The organism is Polaribacter sargassicola (assembly GCF_021991835.1).
Taxonomy (GTDB): Bacteria; Bacteroidota; Bacteroidia; order Flavobacteriales; family Flavobacteriaceae; genus Polaribacter; species Polaribacter sargassicola.
In genome coordinates, this window is record NZ_JAHDAU010000002.1 from 543382 (window position 1) to 568571 (window position 25190).

Below are 25190 nucleotides of genomic sequence, written 5' to 3' on the forward strand. Positions count from 1 at the left end.
GTAACTGTTTAAACGTTTAATTGTTTAAACAAAAAATACAATTATACGTTTAAACTATTTAACAATTACACTAAGATGACTGAAGGAAATTTTGTCGATTACATAAAAATATACGCTTCTTCTGGTAAAGGCGGACAAGGTTCTATGCACTTACATAGAGAAAAATTTATTACCAAAGGAGGACCCGATGGTGGTGATGGTGGCCGTGGAGGACATATTATTTTGCGTGGTGATAAAAACATGTGGACATTATTCCACCTGAAATTTAAACGTCATTTTAGAGCAGAAAATGGTGGCGCAGGTAGTGCTAGTAGAAGTACCGGGCACGATGCAGAAGACATTTATATAGATGTACCTTTAGGTACCATTATTAGAGATGCAGATACAGATGAAGTTATTGTAGAGGTTACAGAACATCAAAAAGAAGTTATCTTATTACGAGGTGGTAAAGGTGGTTTAGGTAACTGGCATTTTAAATCTTCTACAAATCAAACTCCAAGATATTCTCAACCAGGAATGGATGGTGCTGATGGTTGGTTTAGAATGGAATTAAAACTGTTAGCAGATGTTGGTTTGGTTGGTTTTCCTAATGCAGGTAAATCTACTTTATTATCTGTTTTAACCTCTGCAAAACCAAAAATTGCAGATTATGCTTTTACAACACTAAAACCTAATTTAGGTATTGTAGAACATAGAAATCATCAAACATTTGTAATTGCAGATATTCCTGGAATTATAGAAGGTGCTGCAGAAGGAAAAGGATTAGGACATCGTTTTTTACGTCATATAGAACGTAATTCTGCATTGTTATTTTTAATTCCTGCAGATAGTGATGACATCAATAAAGAATATGAAATTCTATTAAATGAGCTTAAAAAACACAATCCAGAATTGTTAGATAAAGAAAGATTATTAGCTATTTCTAAATCGGATATGTTAGATGAAGAGTTACAAGCAGAAATTAAAGCAGAGTTACCAGAAGGTGTAGATGCTTTATTTATTTCTTCTGTTGCTCAAAAAGGTTTACAAGAATTAAAAGACAAACTTTGGAAAATGTTGAATTAGTAACATAGTTACTTTTATATTTTTCACTTTGATAAAATAAAAAGCTCAAGCATTAATTTGTTTGAGTTTTTTTATTCTGACAATTGAATTCTTATAGGCAATCTATATTTTGTAGTAACAGGAATCCCTCTTTTAATGGCTGGATGAATCTTTGGTAATTTTTCTACACTAAACTTTAGTAAACTATCTAATTTAGGTAGTTCTTTTTTAATTTTATCTGAATATTGAGTTGAATCTAATATAAATAAACCTTCAGCATTAATTATTAAGTTTACATAGACCACCTCATCTATAGAATCTACAATTGTAAAAGTATGTTTTTGTAGCTGCTCTCCTATTTTTTGATGTATTGTTGCTCTAAAACAGTCTTCTTTTTCTTCTTTATCAATAATATTATCACAAACTTTAAAAGAAGGAAAAACATCAACAGAAGAAAAATCTACAATTGTATCTAAAACAGGAACTTCTATTTTCTTAGAAAAAGAGAGTTTATCACAAGAAGTGAAACAAAAAAGCAACATTATAAAAAAAGTAACTCGTAAAAACATACTCATATTTAAAGTGTGAATTTACAAAACTTTAACGACTTTTTATTCTAAAGTTTCTCCTCTTAAAAAGTACTCTTTTTTGATCTCTTTTAATCTCTTTTCTACAAAATCAGTGATAACTTTATCTTTAGATTCAAACCTTTCAATGTATCTTTTATAATGTGCATATGCTATTTTTTTATCTTTATAAAAATCATCAGACAATTTAGCTAACTGAAAAAGAGCTTTGTAATTATTAAAGTTTTCTTTGTATGCTTTTTCAAAATTTATAATTGCTTGCTTAGGTTTTTTAGTTTCATAATACATAGTAGCCATTCCAAAATACTCTTCATCTCTCTTTTCTTTACCAATGTAGGTGGCCATTCTATAATTAAGTTCTGCCAATTTATAATTTTTCTCTTTCATTGCTATATGTCCTAAAAAAGTATAAGGTTTAAAATTATCTCTTTCTACAAATTTTAATTTATTAAAGTATTTTTTAGCTTTATCTAAACTATCTAAATTGTAAAAAGTACGTCCTAACATAGAAATTGGGTATGTATCATTTTTAGAAATTGTATCGAGTTTAAATAGAAACGGAAGAGCTTCAACATATTTTTTATCTTTATATAATAGGTTTATTTTTAACTTATTTAAAGAGACATGGTTACTATCTATTTGCAAGCCTTTATCAACAAAAATTCTTGTAGAATCTTTATCTTTTAGTTTATTAAAACTTGTAGACAATCTTAAAATAGCATTTAAATGTGTAGAATCTTTAGCGTAAGTATCTAAAAAACTATTAATCATTCTATCTCTATCATTTTTTATAGCATAAGACAAACCTAATTGATAAGAATAATGTGCATTTAAAGTATCTTTTTTAATTAAATCTTTAAATACTTTTATGGCTTTATCTCCATTTTTAGATACTAAGTAAAGTTTACCTAATTGATATTTTAAAACCAAGTTTAAAGAATCTTTTGCTAAAATATCTTCGTATATTTTAATTGATTTATATGTTTTTTTTAATCGCTGATAAGCTTTGGCTAATTTTAATTTTGCTTTATAATCTTCTTTAAAAACCAATGCCTTTTCTAAAAAAAGAACTGTTTTTGCATAATTGTCTATAGATTCGTAAATAATTGCTGTTTTATAGTTTGATAAAAAAGAAGGTTCTTTTATACTTTCTAACTCATTTAAAGCTAAATGATATCTTCCTTTTTCAAACAAACTATCAATCGTAGAAAAAGCCGGAGTTTGCGCCCCGACTTTTAAAAATCCAAATAAAATTATAAATAATATCTTCTTTTTCATGTGTTTTTAATTAGATTACCTTTATCGTTAAAGGAATATTGTAATAAACTTCTTCATTATTACTTGGTTTTTTCTCTGTAACTATTTTTGGTAAATTATTCATAACTCTAACAACTTCTTCTTTTATTTTAACATCTGATGCTCTAACCTTTACACCATCAACTTCACCTTCCGAATTAATTTTAAAAGCTATAAGAACTCTTTTTACACCAGATTTTAAACCAGAATTATTAAGCAAATCTTTATTAAAACTTTCAGAGAAATGATTTTGAACATTAGCAGCAAAACATTTCATTTGTTCGTCTTTATCGGTAGAATTACAATCTGGTTGTGTAGTTGAAACATTCCATGCACTTTCTGGCACTATTACCTCATCAAGCATCTTAGAACTACTCTTAGCTTTATCGTTAGTTATTTGTTTTGTATAAGTAAACTCATTTACCAACTTACCTTTCTTAAAGTTTAAAGCAACAACACTTTCTGGTAATAAAGTTAAAACATCTACTTCTTTTCCGTTGCTATCAACACCAATGGTTTCACCTAATTCATTTTGTTTTATCAAATAAAATTCATTTTCTATTTTAATTTTCCCTTGATATTCTTCTGTAGAAACATCCATAGAATCACTCTTAGAATTTGTGCACGATACATAAAATAACATACTTGCCAATACAGGTATTAATACTAAATATTTTACTTGATTCATTTTCTTAGATTGTGTTTTTTTCATCATAATAATTCTTTTTTTAATTAATGTTTGTTTATAAAATTGGTTAACAAAAGCAATATTTTCTACTTGAAAAAAGTTAGATAATAGGTTGTTGATATACATTTCTTTTGTGGCAGATTTTGCAGCAACTTCATCAGAAATATATTCGTGTATTAAAGTGATTCTTTTCTGATAGAAATAAATCATCGGGTTAAACCACATAACAATTTTTAAAATCTCAAAGAACAGCAAGTCTAAAGAATGCTTTTGCTTTGTATGCACTAACTCGTGTGCTATAATTTGTTTTTGCTGAGATACTGGAATTTCTTTTCCTAAAAAGATAAAGTTGAAAAACGAAAATGCTCTAGTTTGCTTTGGAATTAAAACCAACGTAAAAAACTCTTTTTTTACAACTTGATGTTTTCTAATTAGATTGACAACTTTAAATAGTTTCACTAAAAATAAGATTGAAAAAACTACAACACCAATCCAAAATAAAATGTTTAAATAATTTACTTGATTAACAGATTGATACATTTCTGTTTTCTCTATCACTTTTTCTGGTGATAAAACAATTTCTGGCAAATGAATAATATATTCTTGTGGAACCGCTTTTTTAAAGGTTGGTATTTTTATCAACGGAATTAAAAAAGACAATAAAGGCGTAGTTAATAAATAGCTTCTGTTTTTGTTAAAGAACGTTTCTTTACTTAAAAAGAAATCATAAATAGCCAAGAACAAAACTTGAAACAAAATAACTTGTAGAATATAATTTATCATCGCTTTTTATTTTACATCATCTACATAAAGAGTAAACGGAATTGAATATTTTACACTTACTTTTTCGCCTTTTTGTTCTCCTGGAATCATTTTGGGTAAAGTACTTATTACTCTTATCACTTCTTCTTCTATACTTTTATGTGGCCCTCTAGCTTTTACATCAGCTACATTTCCTTCTTTATCTATTTTAAAAGTTATAAAAACTCTTTTTTTCCCAAAAGGTAAACCAAGACTTTGTACTAAATCTGCATTAAAATTTTTACCAAAATGCATTTGTACACTTCTAGAAAAACATTTCTTATCTCCTTCTTCACAATCAGGAAAAGTAGGTGCTTTTTCTATTTCTGTAAAAGAGATATCTTCTCCAGAACTTGTTGCTTCTTCATTTTCTAACACTATTTCTATCAACTTACTTGTAGAACGATCATTTGCATCTATATTGCTCTTAACAGAACTCACCAATTTTGTAGTAGCATCTAATCTTTTATTTATAGAACTTAAAGAATCTAATAATTCTTGATTTTGTGTTTTTAATACAACTATTTCAGATTTATTTTCTTTAGCTATAGATGCACAAGAAGTATAAAACAGCATACTTGCCAATACAGGAATCAATACTAAGTATTTTAGCTGCTTTGTTTTTTTAGATTGTGTTTTCTTCATCATAATAATTCTTTTTTTGATTAAGGTTTTTTTATAAAATTGATTTACAAAAGCAATATTTTCTACTTGAAAAAAGTTAGATAATAAGTTGTTTATATACATTTCTTTTGTGACAGATTTTGCAGCAACTTCATCAGAAATATATTCGTGTATTAAAGTGATTCTTTTCTGGTAGAAGTAAATCATCGGGTTAAACCACATAACAATTTTTAAAATCTCAAAGAACAGCAAGTCTAAAGAATGCTTCTGCTTTGTATGCACTAACTCGTGTGCTATAATTTGTTTTTGCTGAGATACTGGAATTTCTTTTCCTAAAAAGATAAAGTTGAAAAACGAAAATGCTTTTGTTTGCTCCGGAATTAAAACCAACTTAAAAAACTCATTTTTTACAACTTGATGTTTTCTAATTAGATTGACAACTTTAAATAGTTTCGCTAAAAATAAGATTGAAAAAACTACAACACCAATCCAAAATAAAATGTTTAAATAATTTACCTGATTAACAGACTGATACATTTCTGTTTTCTCTATCACTTTTTCTGGTGATAAAACAATTTCTGGCAAATGAATGATATATTCTTGCGGAACGGCTTTTTTAAAGGTTGGTATTTTTATCAACGGAATTAAAAAAGACAATAAAGGCGTAGTTAATAAATAGCTTCTGTTTTTGTTAAAGAACGTTTCTTTACCTAAAAAGAAATCATAAATAGCCAAGAACAAAACTTGAAACAAAATAACTTGTAGAATATAATTAATCATAACTTTTTTTTATTAATCAATTCGAGTGAGACTGTTTATCAACAGAATTATATCAAGAAATATTTAAAATGAAAATCAAACCAACGTTTCAAATTTCTCCACACAGATTTTATGTCTTTAAAAATTCACTCGAATCGATATTTTTTAATATTGCTTACTCTTTCTTGTTCACTTCTTTTAAAATAGATTCTAATTCTTTAACATCCATTTTATTTTCCTTTACAAAAAAAGAAACCATACTTTTAAATGATCCATTAAAATAACCGTCCATTAATTTGTGTAAACTTTGGTTACTATAAGCTTCTTTTTCTACAATAGGATAATACAAAAAACCTCTACCTACAGGTTTATGATTTACAAATTCTTTAGTTTCTAAAATTCTAATGATGGTAGAAACGGTATTATATGCTGGTTTTGGTTCTGGTAATTTTTCAATTACATCTTTTACAGAGGCTTCTTCTAACGTCCATAAAACTTGCATTATCTGCTCTTCCGCTTTTGTTAATTGCTTACTCATTTTTTAACTAATTTTTTAGTTCAACATTACAAATATAACTATTTTATTAGTTTAAACTAATTTTTTAGTTATTAAATTTGTAACAAAAAGAAATTATAACCGTCTAATAATTAGAAAACTGCCGTAAACATTGGCTTTGCAGTTACTATTTTTTTTTAATAAATATGGATATTTTTTTACTACTATTAGGTTTTTTATTTGTTTGCTTAGGCATTATTGGTTCTTTTCTACCTGTTTTGCCTGGTCCTTTAACAAGTTGGATAGGCTTACTTTTACTACATTTAACCAAAGTAATTACGATAGATTTTACTTTTTTAGGAATAACCTTAGCAATTGCAATCTTAATTTGGGTTCTTGATTATTTTATACCTGCAATAGGAACTAAAAAATTTGGTGGAACAAAATTTGGGGTTTATGGTACTACAATCGGTTTAATTATTGGTCTGCTCTCTCCTATTCCTTTTGGTATGTTGATAGGTACATTTTTTGGAGCTTTAATTGGAGAATTAATTTACGATAGTAAAGATACAAACAGAGCTTTAAAGGCTTCTTTTGGTGCCTTTGTAGGCTTTTTAGCCTCAGCTACCATCAAATTTTCTATTGCAGCTACTTACTTTGTATTTTTTTTAATTCAATTTTGGGAAGTAAAAGAAAACTTTTTTTAAAAAATCTACTTTAAATAAAACCTGAAGGTTGTGTATTTTAAATATTTCTAAAAAAAACATTATCATTAAAAACAAAAAAAAGCGTCCCGTTTCAGGGAAGCTTTCCATTGGTTAACAAAACCATGACACTTTTACTAAAGTGCCAAAACAACACAACTAATAACTGCCCTAACAAAAAGCAGCCGACAAATATACAACCTTTTTAAATTTTCGCAAGTAAAGAAGGCATTTTTTATTTATTTCTCAATTGTCTATTCATTTAAAGCATCGTATCTTTGCATCCTTTAATAAACATCAGAAAATTTAGACAACAAATGCAATTATCAGAACAAGAAGTTGTACGTAGAGAAAAGCTTGTAAAATTACGCGCTTTAGGTATCAATCCTTATCCTGCAGATTTATACCCTATAGATTCTAACTCAAAAGAGATTAAACAGAATTTTGTTGCTGATAAAAAGGTAGTTATTGCTGGTAGATTAATGTCTATTAATATACAAGGTAAAGCCTCTTTTGCTCAGTTACAAGATGGTGAAGGTAGAATACAAGTGTATTTTAACAGAGATGAAATCTGTACAGGAGAAGACAAAACTTTATATAATGATGTTTTTAAAAAATTACTAGATTTAGGTGATTTTGTAGGGATTGAAGGAGAATTGTTTACAACAAAAGTAGGCGAAAAAACAGTAAAAGTTAAAGATTTTAAACTGCTTTCTAAAGCATTAAAACCTTTACCAATGCCAAAAGTAAAAGATGGTGTTACTTATGATGCTTTTACTGATCCAGAATTAAGATACAGACAACGTTATGCAGACTTAGTAGTAAACCCGCATGTAAAGGAAGTTTTTATAAAAAGAACAAAATTGTTTAATGCAATGCGTTCTTTCTTTAATAATGCTGGTTATTTTGAAGTAGAAACACCTGTTTTACAACCAATTCCGGGTGGTGCAGCTGCAAGACCTTTTATTACACACCATAATTCTTTAGACATTCCTTTATATATGAGAATTGCTAACGAATTGTATTTAAAAAGACTAATTGTTGGTGGTTTTGATGGAGTTTATGAATTTTCTAAAAACTTTAGAAATGAAGGAATGGACAGAACTCATAATCCAGAATTTACAGCCATGGAAATCTATGTTTCTTACAAAGATTACAATTGGATGATGGATTTTTGTGAGCAACTTTTAGAACACTGTGCAATTGCTGTAAACGGAACTTCTGAAGCTACTTTTGGTGAACATAAAATAGATTTTAAAGCGCCATACGCAAGAGTAACCATGGCAGATTCTATTAAACATTTTACTGGTTTTGATATTACTGGTAAAACAGAAGATGAAATTAGAGAAGCTGCAAAATCTATGGATATTCCTGTAGATGAAACAATGGGGAAAGGAAAATTAATTGATGAAATTTTTGGTGAAAAATGTGAAGGAAACTACATTCAGCCAACTTTTATTACTGATTATCCAAAAGAAATGTCTCCACTTTGTAAAGAACACAGAGACAACCCTGAATTAACAGAGCGTTTTGAGTTGATGGTTTGCGGTAAAGAAATTGCCAACGCATATTCTGAATTAAATGATCCAATAGACCAACGAGAGCGTTTTGAAGATCAATTAAAATTAGCAGCAAAGGGTGATGATGAAGCTACAGAATTTATAGATCAAGACTTTTTAAGAGCTTTAGAATACGGTATGCCACCAACTTCTGGAATGGGAATTGGAATGGACAGACTAATTATGTTTTTAACAAACAACCAATCTATACAAGAAGTTTTATTTTTCCCTCAAATGAGACCAGAGAAAAAGGCTCCTTCTATAGAATTAAATGATGATGAAAAAGCTGTTTTAGCAATTATTACAAAAGCAGAAAAAATAGATTTAGTAGAATTAAAAACACAATCTGGTTTATCTAATAAAAAGTGGGATAAAACTATAAAAGGTTTAACCAAAAAAGAGGTTGCAAAAGTTTCTAAAACAGACGAAGGTTTGTTTGTAGAAGCACTATAAAATTTTGCTTTTCTAAGAACTTATTTTCAGAAACTATTTTATAATAAATTTAAAAAAGGAATTACAGAAATGTAGTTCCTTTTTTTGTATGACACTTTTTTTTATAAAATGACTTTTTTTGACATAAAATTGTCTTTATATTGACGCTATTATGACACTACTAAGACACATTTTTCATTGGTAATTTTAACAAATAATTAAAAATTAAAATATCATGAACTTAAATCCATCAGAAAAAATCAAAGAATTTAGATTAAAAAGAGGGTACTCTCAAGAACAACTTGCTGAGATATCCAAAATCAGTATTCGTACAATTCAGCGAATGGAAAAAGGAGAAACCCTTCCAAAAGGAGATTCCTTAAAGAAAATTGCAAAAGCTCTTGAAACAACTACAGAAAATCTTTTAGATAACGATAAAAAAGACGATTTGGGCTATTTAGCTTTAATTTCTTTAAGTGGAATAACATACTTAATTCATCCTTTTTTAGGACTTCTATTACCCGTTTTACTTTGGTCTTTTAGAAAAAATAAAATTGTAAATGCGGATTTAATAGGTAGAAAAGTTATTAATTTTCAAATTAATTGGCAATTATTATTTTTTCTTTACTTTATGATAGTAATAACTAGAGGATCATTTTATATTCCATATAACAATAGTATGACTGAATGGATAAATATGGTTAACACAATGAACATTAGTCCTTTTTTTAAAATTACAATTAGAATATTCTATTTCTCAAATTTAATAATTACTCTTTTTAATTTAATAAGAATAAGAAAAGAAAAACTACCAAGATATTTTATATCTTTTCCTTTTTTATAAAACACGAACAATAGGAATTACAGAAATGTAGTTCCTTTTTTATTTGTTGTTTCTTTAAAAATATTCCAATACGTTTGCATCCATTAATTCCATAAATCACCAATGAAAAACTATAAAGAAGTAATAGAATGTGTGTATGCTGATGTAAAAAATGTAACAGACACAGGCAAAGTAGCAGATTATATACCAGAACTTGCATTTGTAGACCCTACTAATTTTGGGATTAGCATTACAACTATAGACAAACAAAACTTTGGTGTTGGAGATTTTGAAAAAAAATTTTCGATACAGAGTGTTTCTAAAATTCTTACGCTAACTTTAGCTTATAAGTTTGAAGATGCTAAATTATGGGACAGAGTTGATGTAGAACCTTCTGGTAATCCGTTTAATTCTTTATTACAATTAGAGGCCGATTTTGGAAAACCTAGAAACCCTTTTATAAATGCCGGTGCTATTGTAATTTGCGATGTTTTATTAAGTCATTTAAAAAACCCCAAAGCAGATTTTTTAGATTTTTGTAGAGAAATATCTAACAATACTTCTTTAAATTACAATGTAAAAGTGGCTGAATCAGAAAAAAAATCTGGTTTTAGAAATGTTGCTTTGTGTAATTTTATCAAATCTTTTGGTAATATTAAAAATGATGTAGAAGAAGTTTTAGATTTCTATTTTTATACGTGTTCTTTAGAAATGACCTGTAAAGAACTTTCGGAAATATTTCTTTTTTTAACAGACGATAATTTTATCACCATAAAAGGAAACCGAATACTTACTATGAGTCAAGCAAAAAGAGTAAATGCCATAATGCTTACTTGTGGTTTTTATGATGAATCTGGCGAGTTTGCTTTTCGTGTTGGTTTACCTGGTAAAAGTGGTGTTGGTGGCGGAATTGTAGCCATACATCCAGATCAATTTTGTATTGCTGTTTGGAGTCCTAAATTAAATAAAAAAGGAAATTCTTTTAAAGGAATGTTGTTTTTAGAAAAATTTACCACAAAAACGGCTTCTTCAATTTTTTAAAAACATTGTAAACAATTATGGTTAACTTATCTCATTCAGATAATCAGATACAATGTGTCTCTAATTTTAAAGAACTTATAACGACTACTTTTAAAGGAAAAGTAAATGCATTGTGTTGGAATCGTACATTAGAAGGTGATTTTACTGAAATTATAAAAAAAACAACATTAACAGAAAATATCACCTTATTAAATCCGGATGATCTTACCAAACTTCAGTTGAGTAAACAAGGTCAATTGGCACGTACTATTATTTTAGATGATTTTAATTTATTAAAAGAATACGGAGCTTCGCCAAGTATTAACATCATAAAATGTTATGATAGAGATGACGCTTTTCCTTATTTTCCTACGGATGTTTATTCTTTTCATGTCGATAAATCTCCGATACCAACCGATACTTTTTTATGCACATATCACGGAGATGCTAGTGAAATAGTTGCAAACTCTAAAGCAGATCAAAAAATACACATTCCAGAAATACGTAACGAACTTAAAAAGTTATATGACGGGCCAGAAGCAGGTTTTAATGCTTTTTTAAGCGAGTTTTTCTTCGATTTACACTATCAACCAAAACAAAATGCAGAATTCACCAATTTAGGTATTGGTAATCTATGGAAATTAGCCACAGATTATCCTAAAAGTAAGGTTTTACCTTGCTTACATAGAGCTCCTATTGAAAAAAATGAGCAATATAGATTACTCTTAATTTGCTAAATAAAAGTAATTTTTAAAAGATGCTAATTAAACAATTGAATTCTAAAAATTCATTACAACCCCAAAACTCTGTGGTGTAAACTGAATATCCCAAGCCACTTTTTTCTCCTTTTTTAGAATACCTCTTTTATCATTGTATTTTTCATCGTACTTTCTATCTAAATATTTATCTATAGCTTCAACAATAAAAATACTTAAAGCTGTAGAAAAAGCTACATCAGAAACCCAATGAAAACGATCCATAATTCTAGCAAAACCAGGTATAGAACCTACAGTATACAAACCTGCTTTTATCCAAGGATTATCAAAATGTTTTGCCAAAACATAGGCATTTGTAAAACCTAACATTACGTGACCAGAAGGAAAAGAGTCGTAATTATAAACTCTATCTATATGAAGTGGATCAAAGGTAGCTTTACCAACATTTGCTTTTGGCCTTGCTCTACCAATAATTCTTTTAGATACTTGTTGTAACAAACCAGAAGCAGATGCCGAAGAAATTAACAAAACTCCTGTTCTTCTTAGTTTAGGATTTTTTGTAAATAAACCTACCAAATATACAGCACCAGTTAACCTAAAATTTGTGTTTGGACCTCCATATTCATTTCCATAATCTATTAACCAACGAGGCACATCTGCACGCCAATTATTTGCCCAATCATCTATTTTATCATCAACCAAAAACAAAGCTCCTGTTCCGGCTGCTACATAACCTGCATTTTTAAATTGCTCACCTTTCCAATACAAAGGTCTGCTGTATGCGTATCCCATTCCGCCAGCCATATTACCTAAATCATAAGTAAATGTTTGCCATAAATTTCTATCCTTATTCAGGTTTAAAGAAAATTTATTGGTCTGACTATAACCTGTATAAATACAAGCTATTAAAAAAAGGAATGTTACTATTTTTCTCATCGATATAAAAATAAAGCATCAAAGATAAAGTTTCTTACATCATTTTACTTATCCAATAATAAAATTCTGTTAAGTTCTAACTATTCACTATAAAATCTAAGTAATCTTGTTAACTTTACAAGAGATTATTAAACAAAAAAATTACATTTTAAAATATATAAAAAAATGGAAAATCTAGTCCGTAAAAAAGCAATAATAACTGGTGGTGGTAGAGGTTTAGGTAAAGCTACAGCAATTGCATTTGCAAAAGAAGGAATTGATGTTGCCATAACTGGCCGAAATGAGACTGTTTTAAAAGAAACTGTTTCTGAATTAGAAGATTTTGGAGTTAATGCAATCTATACTACTTTTGATGTAGGTAATTATGACGAAGTTAAAAAAGGAATACAAGACATTATAACAGAGTTTGGTACAGTAGATATTTTAGTTAATAATGCAGGTATTGCTGCTTTTGGTACTTTAAATGATATGCCAGTTGAGCAATGGAGCAAAATAATACAAACCAATGTTATGGGTATGTATTATGTTACTAAAGAAGTTTTACCATATTTAATTGAAAAGAACAAAGGAGATATTATTAACGTTTCTTCTACAGCTGGCTTAAATGGTAATGCAACAACTTCTGCTTATTCTGCATCTAAATTTGCAGTTATTGGTATGTCTGAATCTTTAATGAAAGAAGTACGTAAAAACAATATTAGAGTTTGTACTCTAACACCTAGTACAATTGTTTCTGATATGTCTATTGATCTTGGAATTGCAAATAAAGATTCTGAAGATAGTGTTTTACAGCCAGAAGATTTTGCCGAATTAATTGTTGCTGGTTTAAAATTACCAAGAAGAGCAATGCTTAAAGGTGCTGCATTGTGGTCTACAAATCCATAAAAAAATTGAATAAACATAAAAAAAGAGCCATTAAATATTTAATGGCTCTTTTTTTATGTTAAAAACTCTGATACTTCTGTAAAAAATTGTTTCGGATTTTCTGCATGCAACCAATGTCCTGCATTTTTAATAGTCACAATTTTAGAGTTAGGAAAGTGTGCCTCTATAATTGGCTCTTCATTTTCTGTAATATACCCAGATTTATCTCCTTTTAAAAATAATGTTTCTTTTTCGAAAACCGTAAACGGAGGCAAAGCTTCACCCACTTCTGGGTTATTTTCTGTTAAAGAGTTTAAATTAAACCTGTATGCCAATTGTCCTTTTTCTTTCCAATAAACATTTTTTAATAAAAATTGACGTACACCAAATTCTGGAATTAACACAGACAGCTTTTCTTCTACCAACTTTCTGGTGTTCTGAATAGAAAAATCAACAGAATTTAAAGCTGCTAAAATTGCATTATGATGTGGTTGATACATTCTTGGCGAAATATCAACAACTATTAATTTATCTATTAAATCTGGATAAGTTACTGCAAATAACATAGCAGTTTTACCACCCATAGAATGCCCAATAACATCTACTTTTTCTAATTGATGATGTTTAATGTAAGCTAATAAATCTTCTACTAAAACCTCATAATTAAATTCATCTTCATGAAAACTACGTCCGTGATTTCTTTGGTCTATTAAATGTACTTGATGATTTTCTGAAAACTGATTTCCTAAAGTTTTCCAATTATCAGACATCCCAAAATATCCATGTAAAATTAATAATGGTTTTCCTTCACCTTTTATTGTTGAATGTAATATTGGATTATTTGACATTTAAATTATTTAATTATAGAAATTTATCAACTACCTAAAAAAGCAGCATTTCTGAATATTATTTATGAATAAAAATTACTTTTACTAAGTTCTTATTTATTTTAAACGATGTAAATACATATTTACAACATTCTCTAAACCTAGATATAGACTTTCTGCAATTAATGCATGACCAATAGAAACCTCTGCCAAATTAGGTATATTTTCTTTAAAAAACTGAATGTTATCTAAACTTAAATCGTGCCCAGCATTAATTCCTAATCCCAATTTATTGGCTAAAATTGCAGCTTCTGTATATGGTTTTACAACATCTTTATTTCCTAACCCAAATTGAGTTGCAAAATCTTCTGTATATAATTCTATTCTATCTGCACCTGTTTTTGCTGCAGCCTCAATCAATTTTTTATCTGTATCAATAAAAATAGAAGTTCTTATTCCGTTTTTTTGAAACTCTTTTATCACCTCTTGTAAAAAAGATTGATGTGTAATTGTATCCCAACCAGCATTAGATGTAATAGCATCTACAGCATCTGGCACCAAAGTAACTTGCGTAGGCTTAACTTCTAAAACCAAATCCATAAAAGATTTGATTGGGTTTCCTTCAATATTATATTCTGTAGTTACCACATTTTTTAAATCTCTTGCATCTTGGTAACGTATATGTCTTTCGTCTGGCCTTGGATGAATTGTAATTCCCTGAGTCCCAAAACCCTCAATATCACTTGCAACTTTTAACAAATCTGGCACATTTCCACCACGAGAATTACGTAAAGTTGCTATTTTATTAATATTTACACTTAACTTTGTCATTATCTAAAATTAGAACGCAAAGATAATTTATTAAATCATTTTATCCTATATTCGTAGAGCATGAATATGAACGATTACATTTTAAAAGAAATAAAACCTTTACGCTTAGAAAACTCTGTAAAAAGAGCTCAAAAAGTGTTTAAAAACTACCCTATAACACATTTCCCTGTAATAGAAAACAATAAATTATTAGGTTCTTTTGCAGAAGAAGATATACAAACATTAGAAAACAAAACCGATGAATTAGTAGAATATTCTTATTTACTAAATTCTTTTTTTGCTGATGAAAAAGCCACTGTTCTAGAATTATTAAAAATATTTGCAGATAATGATACAAATATTATTCCTGTTTTAGATGAACAAAAAAACTATATAGGTTATTTTGACTTACGTGATGTTTTAGATGTTTTTTCTACTAGCCCTTTTATGATTGAAGAAGGAGAAACACTTATTGTAGAAAAATCTAAAGATGATTATTCTATGAGCGAAGTTATACAGATTATAGAAACTAACGGAGGCTTATTATTAGGCTTATATGTTTCAGAGAAAAAAACAGATAATACACAGATAACTCTAAAAATAATTTCGAACAAAATAAACGAAATCATGCAAACATTTAGGCGATATGATTATAAAATTATATCTATGCATGAAAATGATATTTATTTGGAAGACTTAAAAAATAGATCTGAATATCTACAAAAATACTTAGAAATGTAATGAAAAAAGCAGCTATTTACGGTCAATCTTACGCAGTTACATCAGAAAAAGAAATTAAAACACTTTTACAGGTTTTAATTAAAAATAATATTGAATTCTACATTGAAGAAGAATTTTATAATCTTCTAATACAAGAAAAAGTCTTAGAAGATTCTTACAAATCATTCGGTAATTTTAGTGATTTAGATAACACCTTTGATGTAATGCTTACTATTGGCGGTGATGGAACTTTTTTACGCTCTGTAACACATATTAGAAATTTAGACATACCAATACTAGGTATAAACACTGGTAGATTAGGTTTCTTAGCAATTGTAGCCAAAGACGTTATAGAAGAAAGTATAAATCTAGTTTTAAACGGAGAATATACAATTCAAGAAAGAGCACTTATTACAATAAGAACAGAACCAGAAACTAATAAATTTGGCGATTTAAATTTTGCTTTAAACGAAGTTACTATAGCTAAAAAGAACACCACTTCTATGATTGGTGTAAAAACATATTTAAACGAAGAATACTTAACCAATTATTGGGCAGATGGCCTTATAATATCTACACCAACAGGCTCTACAGGTTACTCTTTAAGTTGTAATGGTCCTGTAATTTTACCCGATTCTAAAAACTTAGTAATTACCCCCATTGCACCTCATAATTTAAACGCAAGGCCTATGGTAATTTCCGATAATACAAAAATAGAATTAAAGGTAGACTCTAGAGAAAAAAACTTTTTAGTATCACTAGATTCTAGAGTTACAACCGTTGCAAATGATACTAAGGTTTTTATAGAAAAAGCAGATTACACAATTAAAAGTGTTTTACCAAAAAATCAATCTTTTTTAAAAACCCTTAGAAGTAAATTACTATGGGGAGAAGATATTAGAAACAAAACTAATCTTTAACATTAATCAAACAATAATAGCCTAAAATATTTGTTATTCAAAAAAGACTGAATATTAACTTTATAAAGCAAATTGAAATTCTTATATTTGCACGCTATTTTTTAGGATGAAAAACACAATCTTATTTTTTGTTTTTGTAAATTTTTCTTCGATACTACTTGGTCAAGTCTATGAGGCTGGAGTATCTTTTGGAGGCACAAACTATGTTGGAGATATTGGTAGTAACTACTACTTTTACCCTAACAAGCCTGCAGGAGCCGTATTTTTTAAATATAATTGGAATCCAAGAGTGGCATTAAGAACAACTTACAGCTACCTACCAATAGAAGGTGATGATGAAAAATCTGACATAGATTTTAGAAGCGATAGAGGTTATAGCTTTAAAAATACTATTAATGAAGTTGCTTTAGGTATAGAATTCAATTTTTATGAATATGATCTTTCTTCTGAAGATAAAACTTGGACACCTTATCTTTTACTAGAAGTAGCTGGTTTTAATTACACTAACGTAAAATCTCACACAGAAAACCAAGACCTTATAACAGGTAATAAAACTTCTTTTGCTATTCCTTTCGGATTTGGCTATAAATCTAAATTATATAATAACTTAGCATTTTCTATTGAAGCAAAATTTAGATATACTTTTGAAGATGATTTAGATTTTACAACTAATAACACACCAAACATAAATTTAGATGGCACAGGCAACGATTGGTATATGTTTACAGGAGTTTCTCTAATATACACATTCGGTAGGCCAGCCTGTTACTCTAATAGAATATAAATATGGATAAAAAACTAAACATTAACTTACAAAAAGTACCAAACCATGTAGCCGTTATTATGGATGGCAACGGAAGATGGGCTAAAGGTAAAGGAATGAATAGGATTTTTGGTCATAGAAATGCACTTACAGCAATAAGACAAATAGCAGACGCTTCTTCTGAGATAGGTGTAAAATTCTTGACAATGTATGCTTTTTCTACAGAAAACTGGAAAAGACCAAAAATAGAAGTAGATGCCTTAATGAGCTTATTAATTTCTACTCTAAAAAAAGAATTACCAGAATTTCAACGAAAAAATGTAAAAGTAAATGCTATTGGTAATCTTACTAGTTTACCAAAAAACGCACAAAAAGTTTTAGAACACGTAATTGAATCTACAAAAAACAACACAAAAATTACTTTAACATTTGCTTTAAGTTACGGTTCTAGAGAAGAAATTGTTAACGCTATTAAAAACATTTCTAAAAAAGTTGTTAATAAAGAACTTAATATTGAAGAAATTGATGAAAAAACTATAAATAACCATTTATATACGTTTAATTTGCCCGATGTTGATTTAATGATAAGAACTAGTGGAGAACAACGCATTAGTAATTACTTATTATGGCAAATGGCATATGCCGAATTATATTTTACAGATATTCTTTGGCCAGATTATAGAGAAGAGCATTATTATGATGCAATCATAGAATACCAGAATAGAGAACGAAGATTTGGAAAAACAAGCGAACAAATTACAGAATAAGTTTTATATGAAATTATTTTCTGCGTCAGTAGTACTAATAACATTATTTTTTACCTTTAATGTTAACGCACAAACAAATAAAGATAGTATACCAACTATTAAAAAAGACACAATATCTTCAGACAATCTTTCTTATCAAAAAGGCAAAGAATATACATTAGGAGGCATAAGTGTAACTGGGCTAAAGAAATTTAGCGAAGAAACAGTTAGGGTATTTACTGGTTTAAGAAATGGTGCTTTAATAAAACTACCAGGAGACAAACTAACAAGTGCAATAAAAAAACTATATGAAAGTAAACAGTTTAGCGATGTAGATGTTTATTTAGCCAAAATAGATGGTAATACTGTTTACCTACAATTTGATGTACAAGAATTACCACAGTTAAAAACGGTAGTAATTAATGGTATCAAAAACAGAAAAGCAAAAGAACTTATTAAAGACGCAGAGTTAAAAACTGGTGCGCAAGTTACAGACAACCTTATTGTTACTACTAAAAATTATTTTACAAAAAAATATACAGACAAAGGTTTTCTTAAAACAAAAGTTAGTTTAGATGTAAGAAAAGACACATCAGATATTAATACTGTTGATATGTCTATATTTATTGATAAAGGAGATAAAATAAAAATTAAAGACATTCTATTTACTGGTAATACTGCTATTTCTGATGCAAAACTGAAAAAAGCAATGAAAAACACTAAAGAAAAATTCATTGGTCGTTTTTGGAAAGGTTCTAAGTATATAGAAGAAGAATATCAAGAAGATTTAGAAAGTATTTTAGATAAATATAGCAGATTAGGTTATAGAGATGCACGTATTCTTAGCGATGGTATATCTTGGAATGATGACAACACTATAAATATTAATATTGATTTAGAAGAAGGAAGACAATATCGTTTCTCTGAAATAATTTTTATCGGTAATAAAGAATATACAGATGAACAACTTCAAAGCTATTTAAAAATTGAAAAAGGAGATGTATACAACGGAGCTGTTTTAGAAGAACGTATTAAAGGAGACGGTACACCAACATCTCAAGATATTTCTACATTATACCAAGATAATGGATTTTTATTCTCTTCTGTAAATGCTGTAGAAACAAAAGTTTTAAACGACTCTATTACTGTAGAAATTAGAATTAGAGAAGATGAAAAAGCACGTATTAAAAAAGTTACTCTTTCTGGTAACGAAAAAACAAACGACCACGTACTATTTAGAGAATTAAGAGTAAAACCAGGTGATTTATTTAGTAGAAGTGCAATAATTAGATCTATTAGAGAAATCGGTCAATTAGGATTCTTTGATGCTAACGTTACACCAGACGTTATACCAGATTATGAAAACAAAACTGCAGATATAGATTTTAGTGTTGTAGAAAAAGGAGGTAGTCAAATAGAGTTACAAGGAGGTTACGGTGGTGGATCTTTTATAGGTACTTTAGGTTTATCTTTTAATAACTTTTCTGTAAAAGACATTTTTAATAAAGAAGCATACAAACCATTACCTATGGGAGATGGACAAACTTTATCTTTAAGATTACAAACAAGTAGAACTTATAGTACTTATAGTTTTTCTTTTACAGAACCTTGGTTAGGTGGTAAAAAACCAAAATCTTTATCTTTTTCTGTATACTCATCTAATCAATATTCTTTAGATTATACAACTTATGATGTAGATAAAAGCCAAAGCTTATCTATTATTGGTGCTACTTTAGGATTAGGACAACGTTTAAAATGGCCAGATGATTATTTCCAATTATCACAATCTGTAAGTTACCAAGCTTTAAAATCTAATGATTATAGTTTTGGTTTAGCAAACATAAATCTTAACAACGGTACATTAAACAACTTATCTTACAACATTTCTTTAACTAGAAATTCTGCAGGACCAAGTTTAATATTCCCAACATACGGATCTGAGTTTACAATTGGAGCAAAAGCTACTTTTCCTTACTCATTACTTAACAATACAGACTACACAGATAGCGATTTAAGTGATAATGATAAATATAAATGGTTAGAATATTATAAATTAAACTTTAAAGGAAAATGGTATACTTCTTTTACAGATAAATTGGTATTAATGTCTAATGCAGAAATGGGGTACTTAGGTTTTTATAATGATGATTTAGGTGCAACTCCAGTAGAACGTTATTACGTAGGTGGTGATGGTATTGCTACTTACCAATTAGATGGTAGAGAAACTATTGGTTTAAGAGGATATGAAAATAGCGGACTTTCGTCTTCTTTCGGAGGTACAATTTATAATAAGTTTCAATTAGAGTTAAGGTATTCTATTACAGATTCTCCTTCTGCCTCTATCTATACTTTAGGGTTTTTAGAAGCAGGTAATTCTTATGACAATTTTAATAGTTTTAATCCGTTTGAATTAAAACGTTCAGCAGGATTAGGTGTAAGAATATTTATGCCAGCATTTGGGTTATTAGGGATTGACTTTGCACATGGTTTTGATCCTTTACCTGGAGAAAACGATAAATCTGGTTGGCAAACACATTTTATTATTGGAAGACAATTCTAATAAAACTGTAATTTTGTAAAGAAAAAGTTTTTTTGGCATGGTTTTTTCTAAATACATTATACAAATGAAAAAAATATTTTTATTTCTTAGTCTTATACTTAGTGTTAATCTTTCTTGGTCACAAAGAGGTCAGATAATTGCTTATATAGATATGGAATATATTTTAGAAAATGTACCAGAATATATAGAAGCTCAAAATACTTTAGATGCCAAAATTGTAAAATGGAGAACAAAATTAGATCAACAAGCAAGAGAAATTGAAATTTTAAAAACAGATTTAGCTAATGAAAAAGCTATTCTTACAAAAGATTTAATTGAAGAGAAAGAAGAAGAAATCTTTATAAAGCAAGAGCAATTAAGAAAACAAGAATCTTTATATTTTGGCCCAAATGGTAGTATGTTTTCTGTAAGAAAACAATTAGTAAAACCTATACAAGATCAAGTTTACAATGCCATACAAAATATTGCATCTAGAAAAAATTATGATTTTGTTTTTGATAAATCTAGCGATTTAGTTATGCTATATTCAAATAAAAAATACGATATTAGCGACCTTGTTTTAGCAACTATAGATAGAACTCGATTAATAGATACTAAAAATAAGCAAAAGAAAGAACAACAAAATGCGCCAAAAGAGTTAACAGATAAACAAAAAGAACAAATAGCAAAAAAAGAAGAAGCTAAGGCAAAGAAGCTTGCAGAGTTAGAAGAAAAAAAGAAACTAATTGCAGAAAAAAGAGAAGCTGCTGCCAAACAAAGAGAAGAAAAAAGAAAATTATTACGAGAAAAGAAAGAAGCCTTAAAAAAAGAAAAGGAAGAACAAGAAGAAAACAAGAACAATAATTAAATCAAAACAATAATGAAAAATTTAAAAACGTTACTATTAATTGCTGTATTTACTTTAGGTGTAAGTGGTTTTACAAATGCACAAAAAATAGGTCATATAGACTTTGAAAAATTAGTAGCTGAGATGCCAGAAACAAAAACTCTTAAATCTGACATTGAAAAACTTGGTAAAACTTATCAAGATGAAATTACAGGAATGGAAAAGAAAATTGAGGCTACTCAAAAGAAATACGTTGCTGAATCTAAATCTCAAACTAATGAGACTAATGACCAAAGAGTACAAGAGTTACAAGGTGAAGCTGCTAAATTAGAACAAGCAAGAAGATTAGCTTACCAAGATATGCAGAAAAAACAACAAGAAGGCTTATTACCTATTATAGAAAAGGCTCAAAAAGCTGTAGAAGAAGTTGCTGCTGCAAAAAACATCTTATATGTAATAGATGCTACTAATGGTAAAGGTTTACTAGTTAAAAAAGGAGAAGACTTATTCCCTGCTGTAAAAGCAAAATTAGGATTCTAAAAAAATACTTATTTTATTAAAAAACTAAACCTACTGAATTCAGTAGGTTTTTTTATTTTTAAGGCATGATAAAATCTAACAGCTTCCCTATTGGTATTTTTGATTCTGGAATTGGAGGTACTTCTATTTGGAAAGAAATTAACACTCTTTTACCATCAGAAAACACTATTTATCTTGCTGATAGTAAAAATGCTCCTTATGGTGATAAAAGCAAAGAAGACATCATTAATTTATCTATTAAAAACACAGAGATACTTCTTAAAAAGAATTGTAAATTAATAGTAGTAGCGTGTAATACAGCTACTACAAATGCTATTAAAGTTTTAAGAAATAAATATGATGTTCCTTTTATAGGCATAGAGCCAGCTATTAAAATTGCAGCATTAAATACCAAAACAAATACCATAGGTATATTAGCTACTAAAGGAACCCTAAACAGTGAGTTATTCGAAAAAACCTCTAATACTTTAAATAAAGAAATTAAAATTATCGAAATAATTGGTAAAGGTCTGGTCGAGCTTATAGAATCTGAAAAAATAGAATCTGAAGCCATGAAAAAATTATTATCAAGTTATGTATCACCTTTAATAAAAAAGAACGCAGACTGCTTAGTTTTAGGCTGTACACACTACCCTTATTTAATCCCTCAAATTAAAGAAATAGTAGGAAATCACATTCAAATTATTGATTCAGGAGAAGCTGTGGCAAGACAAACAAAGGCTATTTTAAATAAAAACTCATTATTAAATACAAGTAACAATCAGAATAGTTTACATCATTTTTTTATCAATAAAGACAAGAAAGTAATGGAAATGTTTGTTGATCAGAAAAAAACTAAAAATATAACTATTACAAAAAAAGAGTTTTAGTAACCAATAAAAGAGTTATTTATGTTTGGTGTACTTCTCCAATTTTTCTCTCTTGTCCATAAATTAATACCTAAACCTATTTGATGAAATCCGGTATTAGATAAAACAATATCATCTAATTGGTTTGTATAGGTATAAGAAAACATTAACTTTTTATAATTTAAACCAATTATTGGTGAAATGAATTTAAAGTTATTTACCCCGTCAGCTCCATCAAAACTTCTTCTGTATGATAAAGCAGCCCAAAACTGAGTTGTAGAAAATGTTTTATACATTTTAATGTTAAAATCTGCTATTGTTTGTCCAGTACTTTCTTTTAATTGAACCATAAAAGAAGGCTCTAATTGTAAAAAATAATAGTTATCATAATAATAACCAGCGGCAAATACAAAGTTTTTTAAATCTAAAGGTTCTAAAACGTTTAAATTATTTTTATTTGTTTGTAATAAATTTTTTACTGTAAAATATGATGAAAAACCACCTTTGTGATATGCTGCACCAAAGTCTGCATTAAAATAACTTGTGTTTTGTATAATAGCAGCTACATCATCATTACCAAAAGCTGTTTGATCTGATTGATTTTGAATAAAAGTAAAAGATAATCCGAAAGACAATTGTTCAAAATAATGTCCATTATCATTTAACGGCAAGTGATAAGCATATGTACCTTGAATTCCTTTTTGAGAATGATACCCGTTTTTATCATTAAATAAAATTAAACCATAAGCAGCATTTGTTTCCTCACCAAATCTAGAGTTTAAACTGATGGTTTGTAAAGTTGGTGCATCTGGTATGCCAGACCATTGCTGTCTAGCTGTAAATCTTAATTTACCAGCGTTACCAATACCTGCAGCAGAAGGATGAATTAAATATACATTATCTGATAAATAATCTTGATATATAGGTAATGTTTCTTGAGAAAAAGTGTTTAAAGAAAAAAATAATACACAAAAAATGCAATATTGCAGGTAACTTAACTTCATTAAAACTAGTTTATTTATAAGTTATCAAATATATAATATTTTTTATATAAATACTTTTGCTCTAAAATATTTAACAACAAAAAAACACTAATAATTTAATAATAACTATAAATTATTAAAAAAAAGAATTAATGACATAAATAATTAGCATTAATTGAATCTATAACTGGTTCTGGTGATATGTAAGGAATACCTAAACCTAAACCTCTTAAAACAAATAAAACTCCAATAAACACAACTACAACAGGTATTGCTTTTTGTACTTTCTGTCTAATCATTCCTTTTGAAAAATTACCTAAATAAACTACAGAAGTCATTAAAGGTATTGTACCTAAACCAAATAAAAACATATATAAACTGCCAGATAAGGCATTTGTAGTAGTTATAGCACCAAAAACAGCCATATATACTAATCCGCAAGGTAAAAATCCGTTTAAAAAACCAATTGTAAAAAAAGTATTATTTTTTCTATTTTTTAACTCTTTGCCTAACGCATTTTTTACTTTAAATATAATTTTACTTAGATTTTTAGATCCATTGACTTTAGAAAAAAGTTTAGGATAAACAATTACAAGTATCATTGTAAAACCAACAATTATAGATAATTGCTGTTGAAAACCAAAGAAATAAAAACCTTTACCCAACAAACCAAATAACAAGCCTATTAAACTATAAGTTAACAACCTACCTAAATGATAACTTAAAATCTGAAAAAAACCTTTAGTTCTATTTTTCCTGTCTATTGGCAACATAAAAGCAATTGGTCCGCACATACCAACACAGTGGAAACTACCTAATAAACCAAATATAACTGCAGATAGAAACATTAAAAACTCAACTCTTCTTTAAATAAATATTCTTTACCTTTATAACTCCAAGAAACAGTAATGTTCCAACGACCACCTAACAAACGTTTCTCAGGCACGAGCAAATATGTATTAGAGATTGAAATTGGCATTTCAAAATCTAATTGTTTATTAGATGGTCTGTAAAGGAACACTTTTCCTGTAATTTCTTTTGTTTCAATATTTGATGGAAATTTTATTTTTAAACCTTCTTTTACCTTAGTTAAGGTTATTTTTTCTTTTAGTTTTAATGCATTTTCTGTGGCATCAATTTGATCTTGATATACCAATTCTTGTTGATAATATTTATCTGTAACTAAATCGTGACTATAACTTTTATCTGTACTCATCGTAATTACGAAATACATGATAAAACTGATAAAACCAATAATAGCAATTACAATTCCTGTTCCCCAATTAAATTTCATACTC

26 protein-coding genes are annotated in these 25190 nt (G+C 28.3%); 15 read left to right on the forward strand and 11 right to left on the reverse strand.

The annotated features are described in order from the left end of the window. The first annotated feature begins 75 nt into the window (after positions 1–75). Complete coding sequence (gene obgE, locus KI686_RS05575; protein WP_237588277.1) at positions 76–1065, forward strand: GTPase ObgE; 990 nt, start codon at positions 76–78, stop codon at positions 1063–1065. A 71-nt stretch (positions 1066–1136) separates the two neighbouring features. Here the strand turns inward: obgE and KI686_RS05580 are convergent, their stop codons facing one another. The 5 genes from KI686_RS05580 to KI686_RS05600 form a co-directional block, all read right to left on the reverse strand. After that, positions 1137–1619 (reverse strand): hypothetical protein, encoded by a 483-nt coding sequence (locus KI686_RS05580; RefSeq protein WP_237588278.1) that lies wholly within the window; start codon positions 1617–1619, stop codon positions 1137–1139. A 36-nt stretch (positions 1620–1655) separates the two neighbouring features. Next, complete coding sequence (locus tag KI686_RS05585) at positions 1656–2909, reverse strand: tetratricopeptide repeat protein (RefSeq protein WP_237588279.1); 1254 nt, start codon at positions 2907–2909, stop codon at positions 1656–1658. A 10-nt stretch (positions 2910–2919) separates the two neighbouring features. Next, positions 2920–4398 (reverse strand): M56 family metallopeptidase, encoded by a 1479-nt coding sequence (locus KI686_RS05590; protein ID WP_237588280.1) that lies wholly within the window; start codon positions 4396–4398, stop codon positions 2920–2922. A gap of 6 nt (positions 4399–4404) precedes the next feature. After that, on the reverse strand, positions 4405–5820 hold the full coding sequence (locus KI686_RS05595; RefSeq protein ID WP_237588281.1) for a M56 family metallopeptidase: 1416 nt from the start codon (positions 5818–5820) through the stop codon (positions 4405–4407). A 154-nt stretch (positions 5821–5974) separates the two neighbouring features. Beyond that, positions 5975–6337, reverse strand: a complete 363-nt coding sequence (locus KI686_RS05600; protein WP_237588282.1) for a BlaI/MecI/CopY family transcriptional regulator — start codon at positions 6335–6337, stop codon at positions 5975–5977. Between the two features lie 164 nt (positions 6338–6501). On the opposite strand from KI686_RS05600, the gene KI686_RS05605 reads away from it, so the two are divergent. The 5 genes from KI686_RS05605 (at position 6502) to KI686_RS05625 (ending at position 11570) form a co-directional block, all read left to right on the forward strand. Further along, the gene (locus tag KI686_RS05605; RefSeq protein ID WP_237588283.1) at positions 6502–7002 is read left to right on the forward strand and encodes a DUF456 domain-containing protein; all 501 of its coding nucleotides are present in this window, start codon (positions 6502–6504) and stop codon (positions 7000–7002) included. A 314-nt stretch (positions 7003–7316) separates the two neighbouring features. Then, positions 7317–9011 carry a lysine--tRNA ligase gene (gene lysS, locus KI686_RS05610; protein WP_237588284.1) on the forward strand — a complete coding sequence of 565 codons (1695 nt, stop codon included), beginning with the start codon at positions 7317–7319 and terminating at the stop codon, positions 9009–9011. Between the two features lie 214 nt (positions 9012–9225). Further along, positions 9226–9834 (forward strand): helix-turn-helix domain-containing protein, encoded by a 609-nt coding sequence (locus tag KI686_RS05615; RefSeq protein ID WP_237588285.1) that lies wholly within the window; start codon positions 9226–9228, stop codon positions 9832–9834. 102 nt (positions 9835–9936) lie between these two features. After that, positions 9937–10854 (forward strand): glutaminase, encoded by a 918-nt coding sequence (locus KI686_RS05620; RefSeq protein WP_237588286.1) that lies wholly within the window; start codon positions 9937–9939, stop codon positions 10852–10854. Positions 10855–10871: 17 nt separating this feature from the next. Further along, a complete protein-coding gene (locus tag KI686_RS05625) occupies positions 10872–11570 on the forward strand; it encodes a hypothetical protein (protein WP_237588287.1) in 699 nt (232 codons plus the stop codon). Positions 11571–11612: 42 nt separating this feature from the next. Here KI686_RS05625 and KI686_RS05630 read toward each other — a convergent pair whose 3' ends face one another. Continuing rightward, positions 11613–12485, reverse strand: a complete 873-nt coding sequence (locus tag KI686_RS05630; RefSeq protein WP_237588288.1) for a phosphatase PAP2 family protein — start codon at positions 12483–12485, stop codon at positions 11613–11615. A gap of 165 nt (positions 12486–12650) precedes the next feature. On the opposite strand from KI686_RS05630, the gene KI686_RS05635 reads away from it, so the two are divergent. Then, positions 12651–13370: a 3-ketoacyl-ACP reductase gene (locus KI686_RS05635; protein WP_237588289.1), complete on the forward strand. Its 720-nt coding sequence runs from the start codon at positions 12651–12653 to the stop codon at positions 13368–13370. Positions 13371–13423: 53 nt separating this feature from the next. Here the strand turns inward: KI686_RS05635 and KI686_RS05640 are convergent, their stop codons facing one another. Both KI686_RS05640 and KI686_RS05645 read right to left on the reverse strand, forming a co-directional pair. Next, positions 13424–14197, reverse strand: coding sequence for an alpha/beta fold hydrolase (locus tag KI686_RS05640; protein ID WP_237588290.1), 774 nt, complete (start codon positions 14195–14197; stop codon positions 13424–13426). 96 nt (positions 14198–14293) lie between these two features. After that, positions 14294–15007: a pyridoxine 5'-phosphate synthase gene (locus KI686_RS05645; RefSeq protein ID WP_237588291.1), complete on the reverse strand. Its 714-nt coding sequence runs from the start codon at positions 15005–15007 to the stop codon at positions 14294–14296. Between the two features lie 66 nt (positions 15008–15073). Between KI686_RS05645 and KI686_RS05650 the strand changes: the two genes are divergently transcribed. From KI686_RS05650 to murI, 8 genes are all read left to right on the forward strand, one after another. Next, positions 15074–15727 carry a CBS domain-containing protein gene (locus tag KI686_RS05650; RefSeq protein ID WP_237588292.1) on the forward strand — a complete coding sequence of 218 codons (654 nt, stop codon included), beginning with the start codon at positions 15074–15076 and terminating at the stop codon, positions 15725–15727. Continuing rightward, entirely contained in the window at positions 15727–16626 is a 900-nt protein-coding gene (locus KI686_RS05655; protein ID WP_237588293.1) for an NAD kinase, read from the forward strand. The genes KI686_RS05650 and KI686_RS05655 overlap by 1 nt, the downstream gene beginning before the upstream one ends. Before the next feature lie 106 nt (positions 16627–16732). After that, on the forward strand, positions 16733–17410 hold the full coding sequence (porG, locus tag KI686_RS05660; protein ID WP_237588294.1) for a type IX secretion system protein PorG: 678 nt from the start codon (positions 16733–16735) through the stop codon (positions 17408–17410). Between the two features lie 2 nt (positions 17411–17412). Then, positions 17413–18156: an undecaprenyl pyrophosphate synthase gene (uppS, locus tag KI686_RS05665; protein WP_237588295.1), complete on the forward strand. Its 744-nt coding sequence runs from the start codon at positions 17413–17415 to the stop codon at positions 18154–18156. A gap of 7 nt (positions 18157–18163) precedes the next feature. Then, on the forward strand, positions 18164–20695 hold the full coding sequence (gene bamA / locus KI686_RS05670; RefSeq protein WP_237588296.1) for an outer membrane protein assembly factor BamA: 2532 nt from the start codon (positions 18164–18166) through the stop codon (positions 20693–20695). A 64-nt stretch (positions 20696–20759) separates the two neighbouring features. Beyond that, a complete protein-coding gene (locus KI686_RS05675) occupies positions 20760–21542 on the forward strand; it encodes an OmpH/Skp family outer membrane protein (protein WP_237588297.1) in 783 nt (260 codons plus the stop codon). 12 nt (positions 21543–21554) lie between these two features. After that, positions 21555–22061: an OmpH/Skp family outer membrane protein gene (locus KI686_RS05680; RefSeq protein ID WP_237588298.1), complete on the forward strand. Its 507-nt coding sequence runs from the start codon at positions 21555–21557 to the stop codon at positions 22059–22061. A 65-nt stretch (positions 22062–22126) separates the two neighbouring features. Continuing rightward, positions 22127–22930, forward strand: a complete 804-nt coding sequence (gene murI, locus KI686_RS05685; RefSeq protein ID WP_237588299.1) for a glutamate racemase — start codon at positions 22127–22129, stop codon at positions 22928–22930. Here the strand turns inward: murI and KI686_RS05690 are convergent. The 3 genes from KI686_RS05690 to KI686_RS05700 form a co-directional block, all read right to left on the reverse strand. Beyond that, complete coding sequence (locus tag KI686_RS05690) at positions 22927–23913, reverse strand: PorP/SprF family type IX secretion system membrane protein (protein WP_237588300.1); 987 nt, start codon at positions 23911–23913, stop codon at positions 22927–22929. The genes murI and KI686_RS05690 overlap by 4 nt on opposite strands. Positions 23914–24041: 128 nt before the next feature. Then, positions 24042–24740, reverse strand: a complete 699-nt coding sequence (locus KI686_RS05695) for a sulfite exporter TauE/SafE family protein (protein WP_237588301.1) — start codon at positions 24738–24740, stop codon at positions 24042–24044. Further along, complete coding sequence (locus tag KI686_RS05700) at positions 24740–25186, reverse strand: FixH family protein (protein WP_237588302.1); 447 nt, start codon at positions 25184–25186, stop codon at positions 24740–24742. The genes KI686_RS05695 and KI686_RS05700 overlap by 1 nt, the downstream gene beginning before the upstream one ends. Positions 25187–25190: the final 4 nt, after the last annotated feature.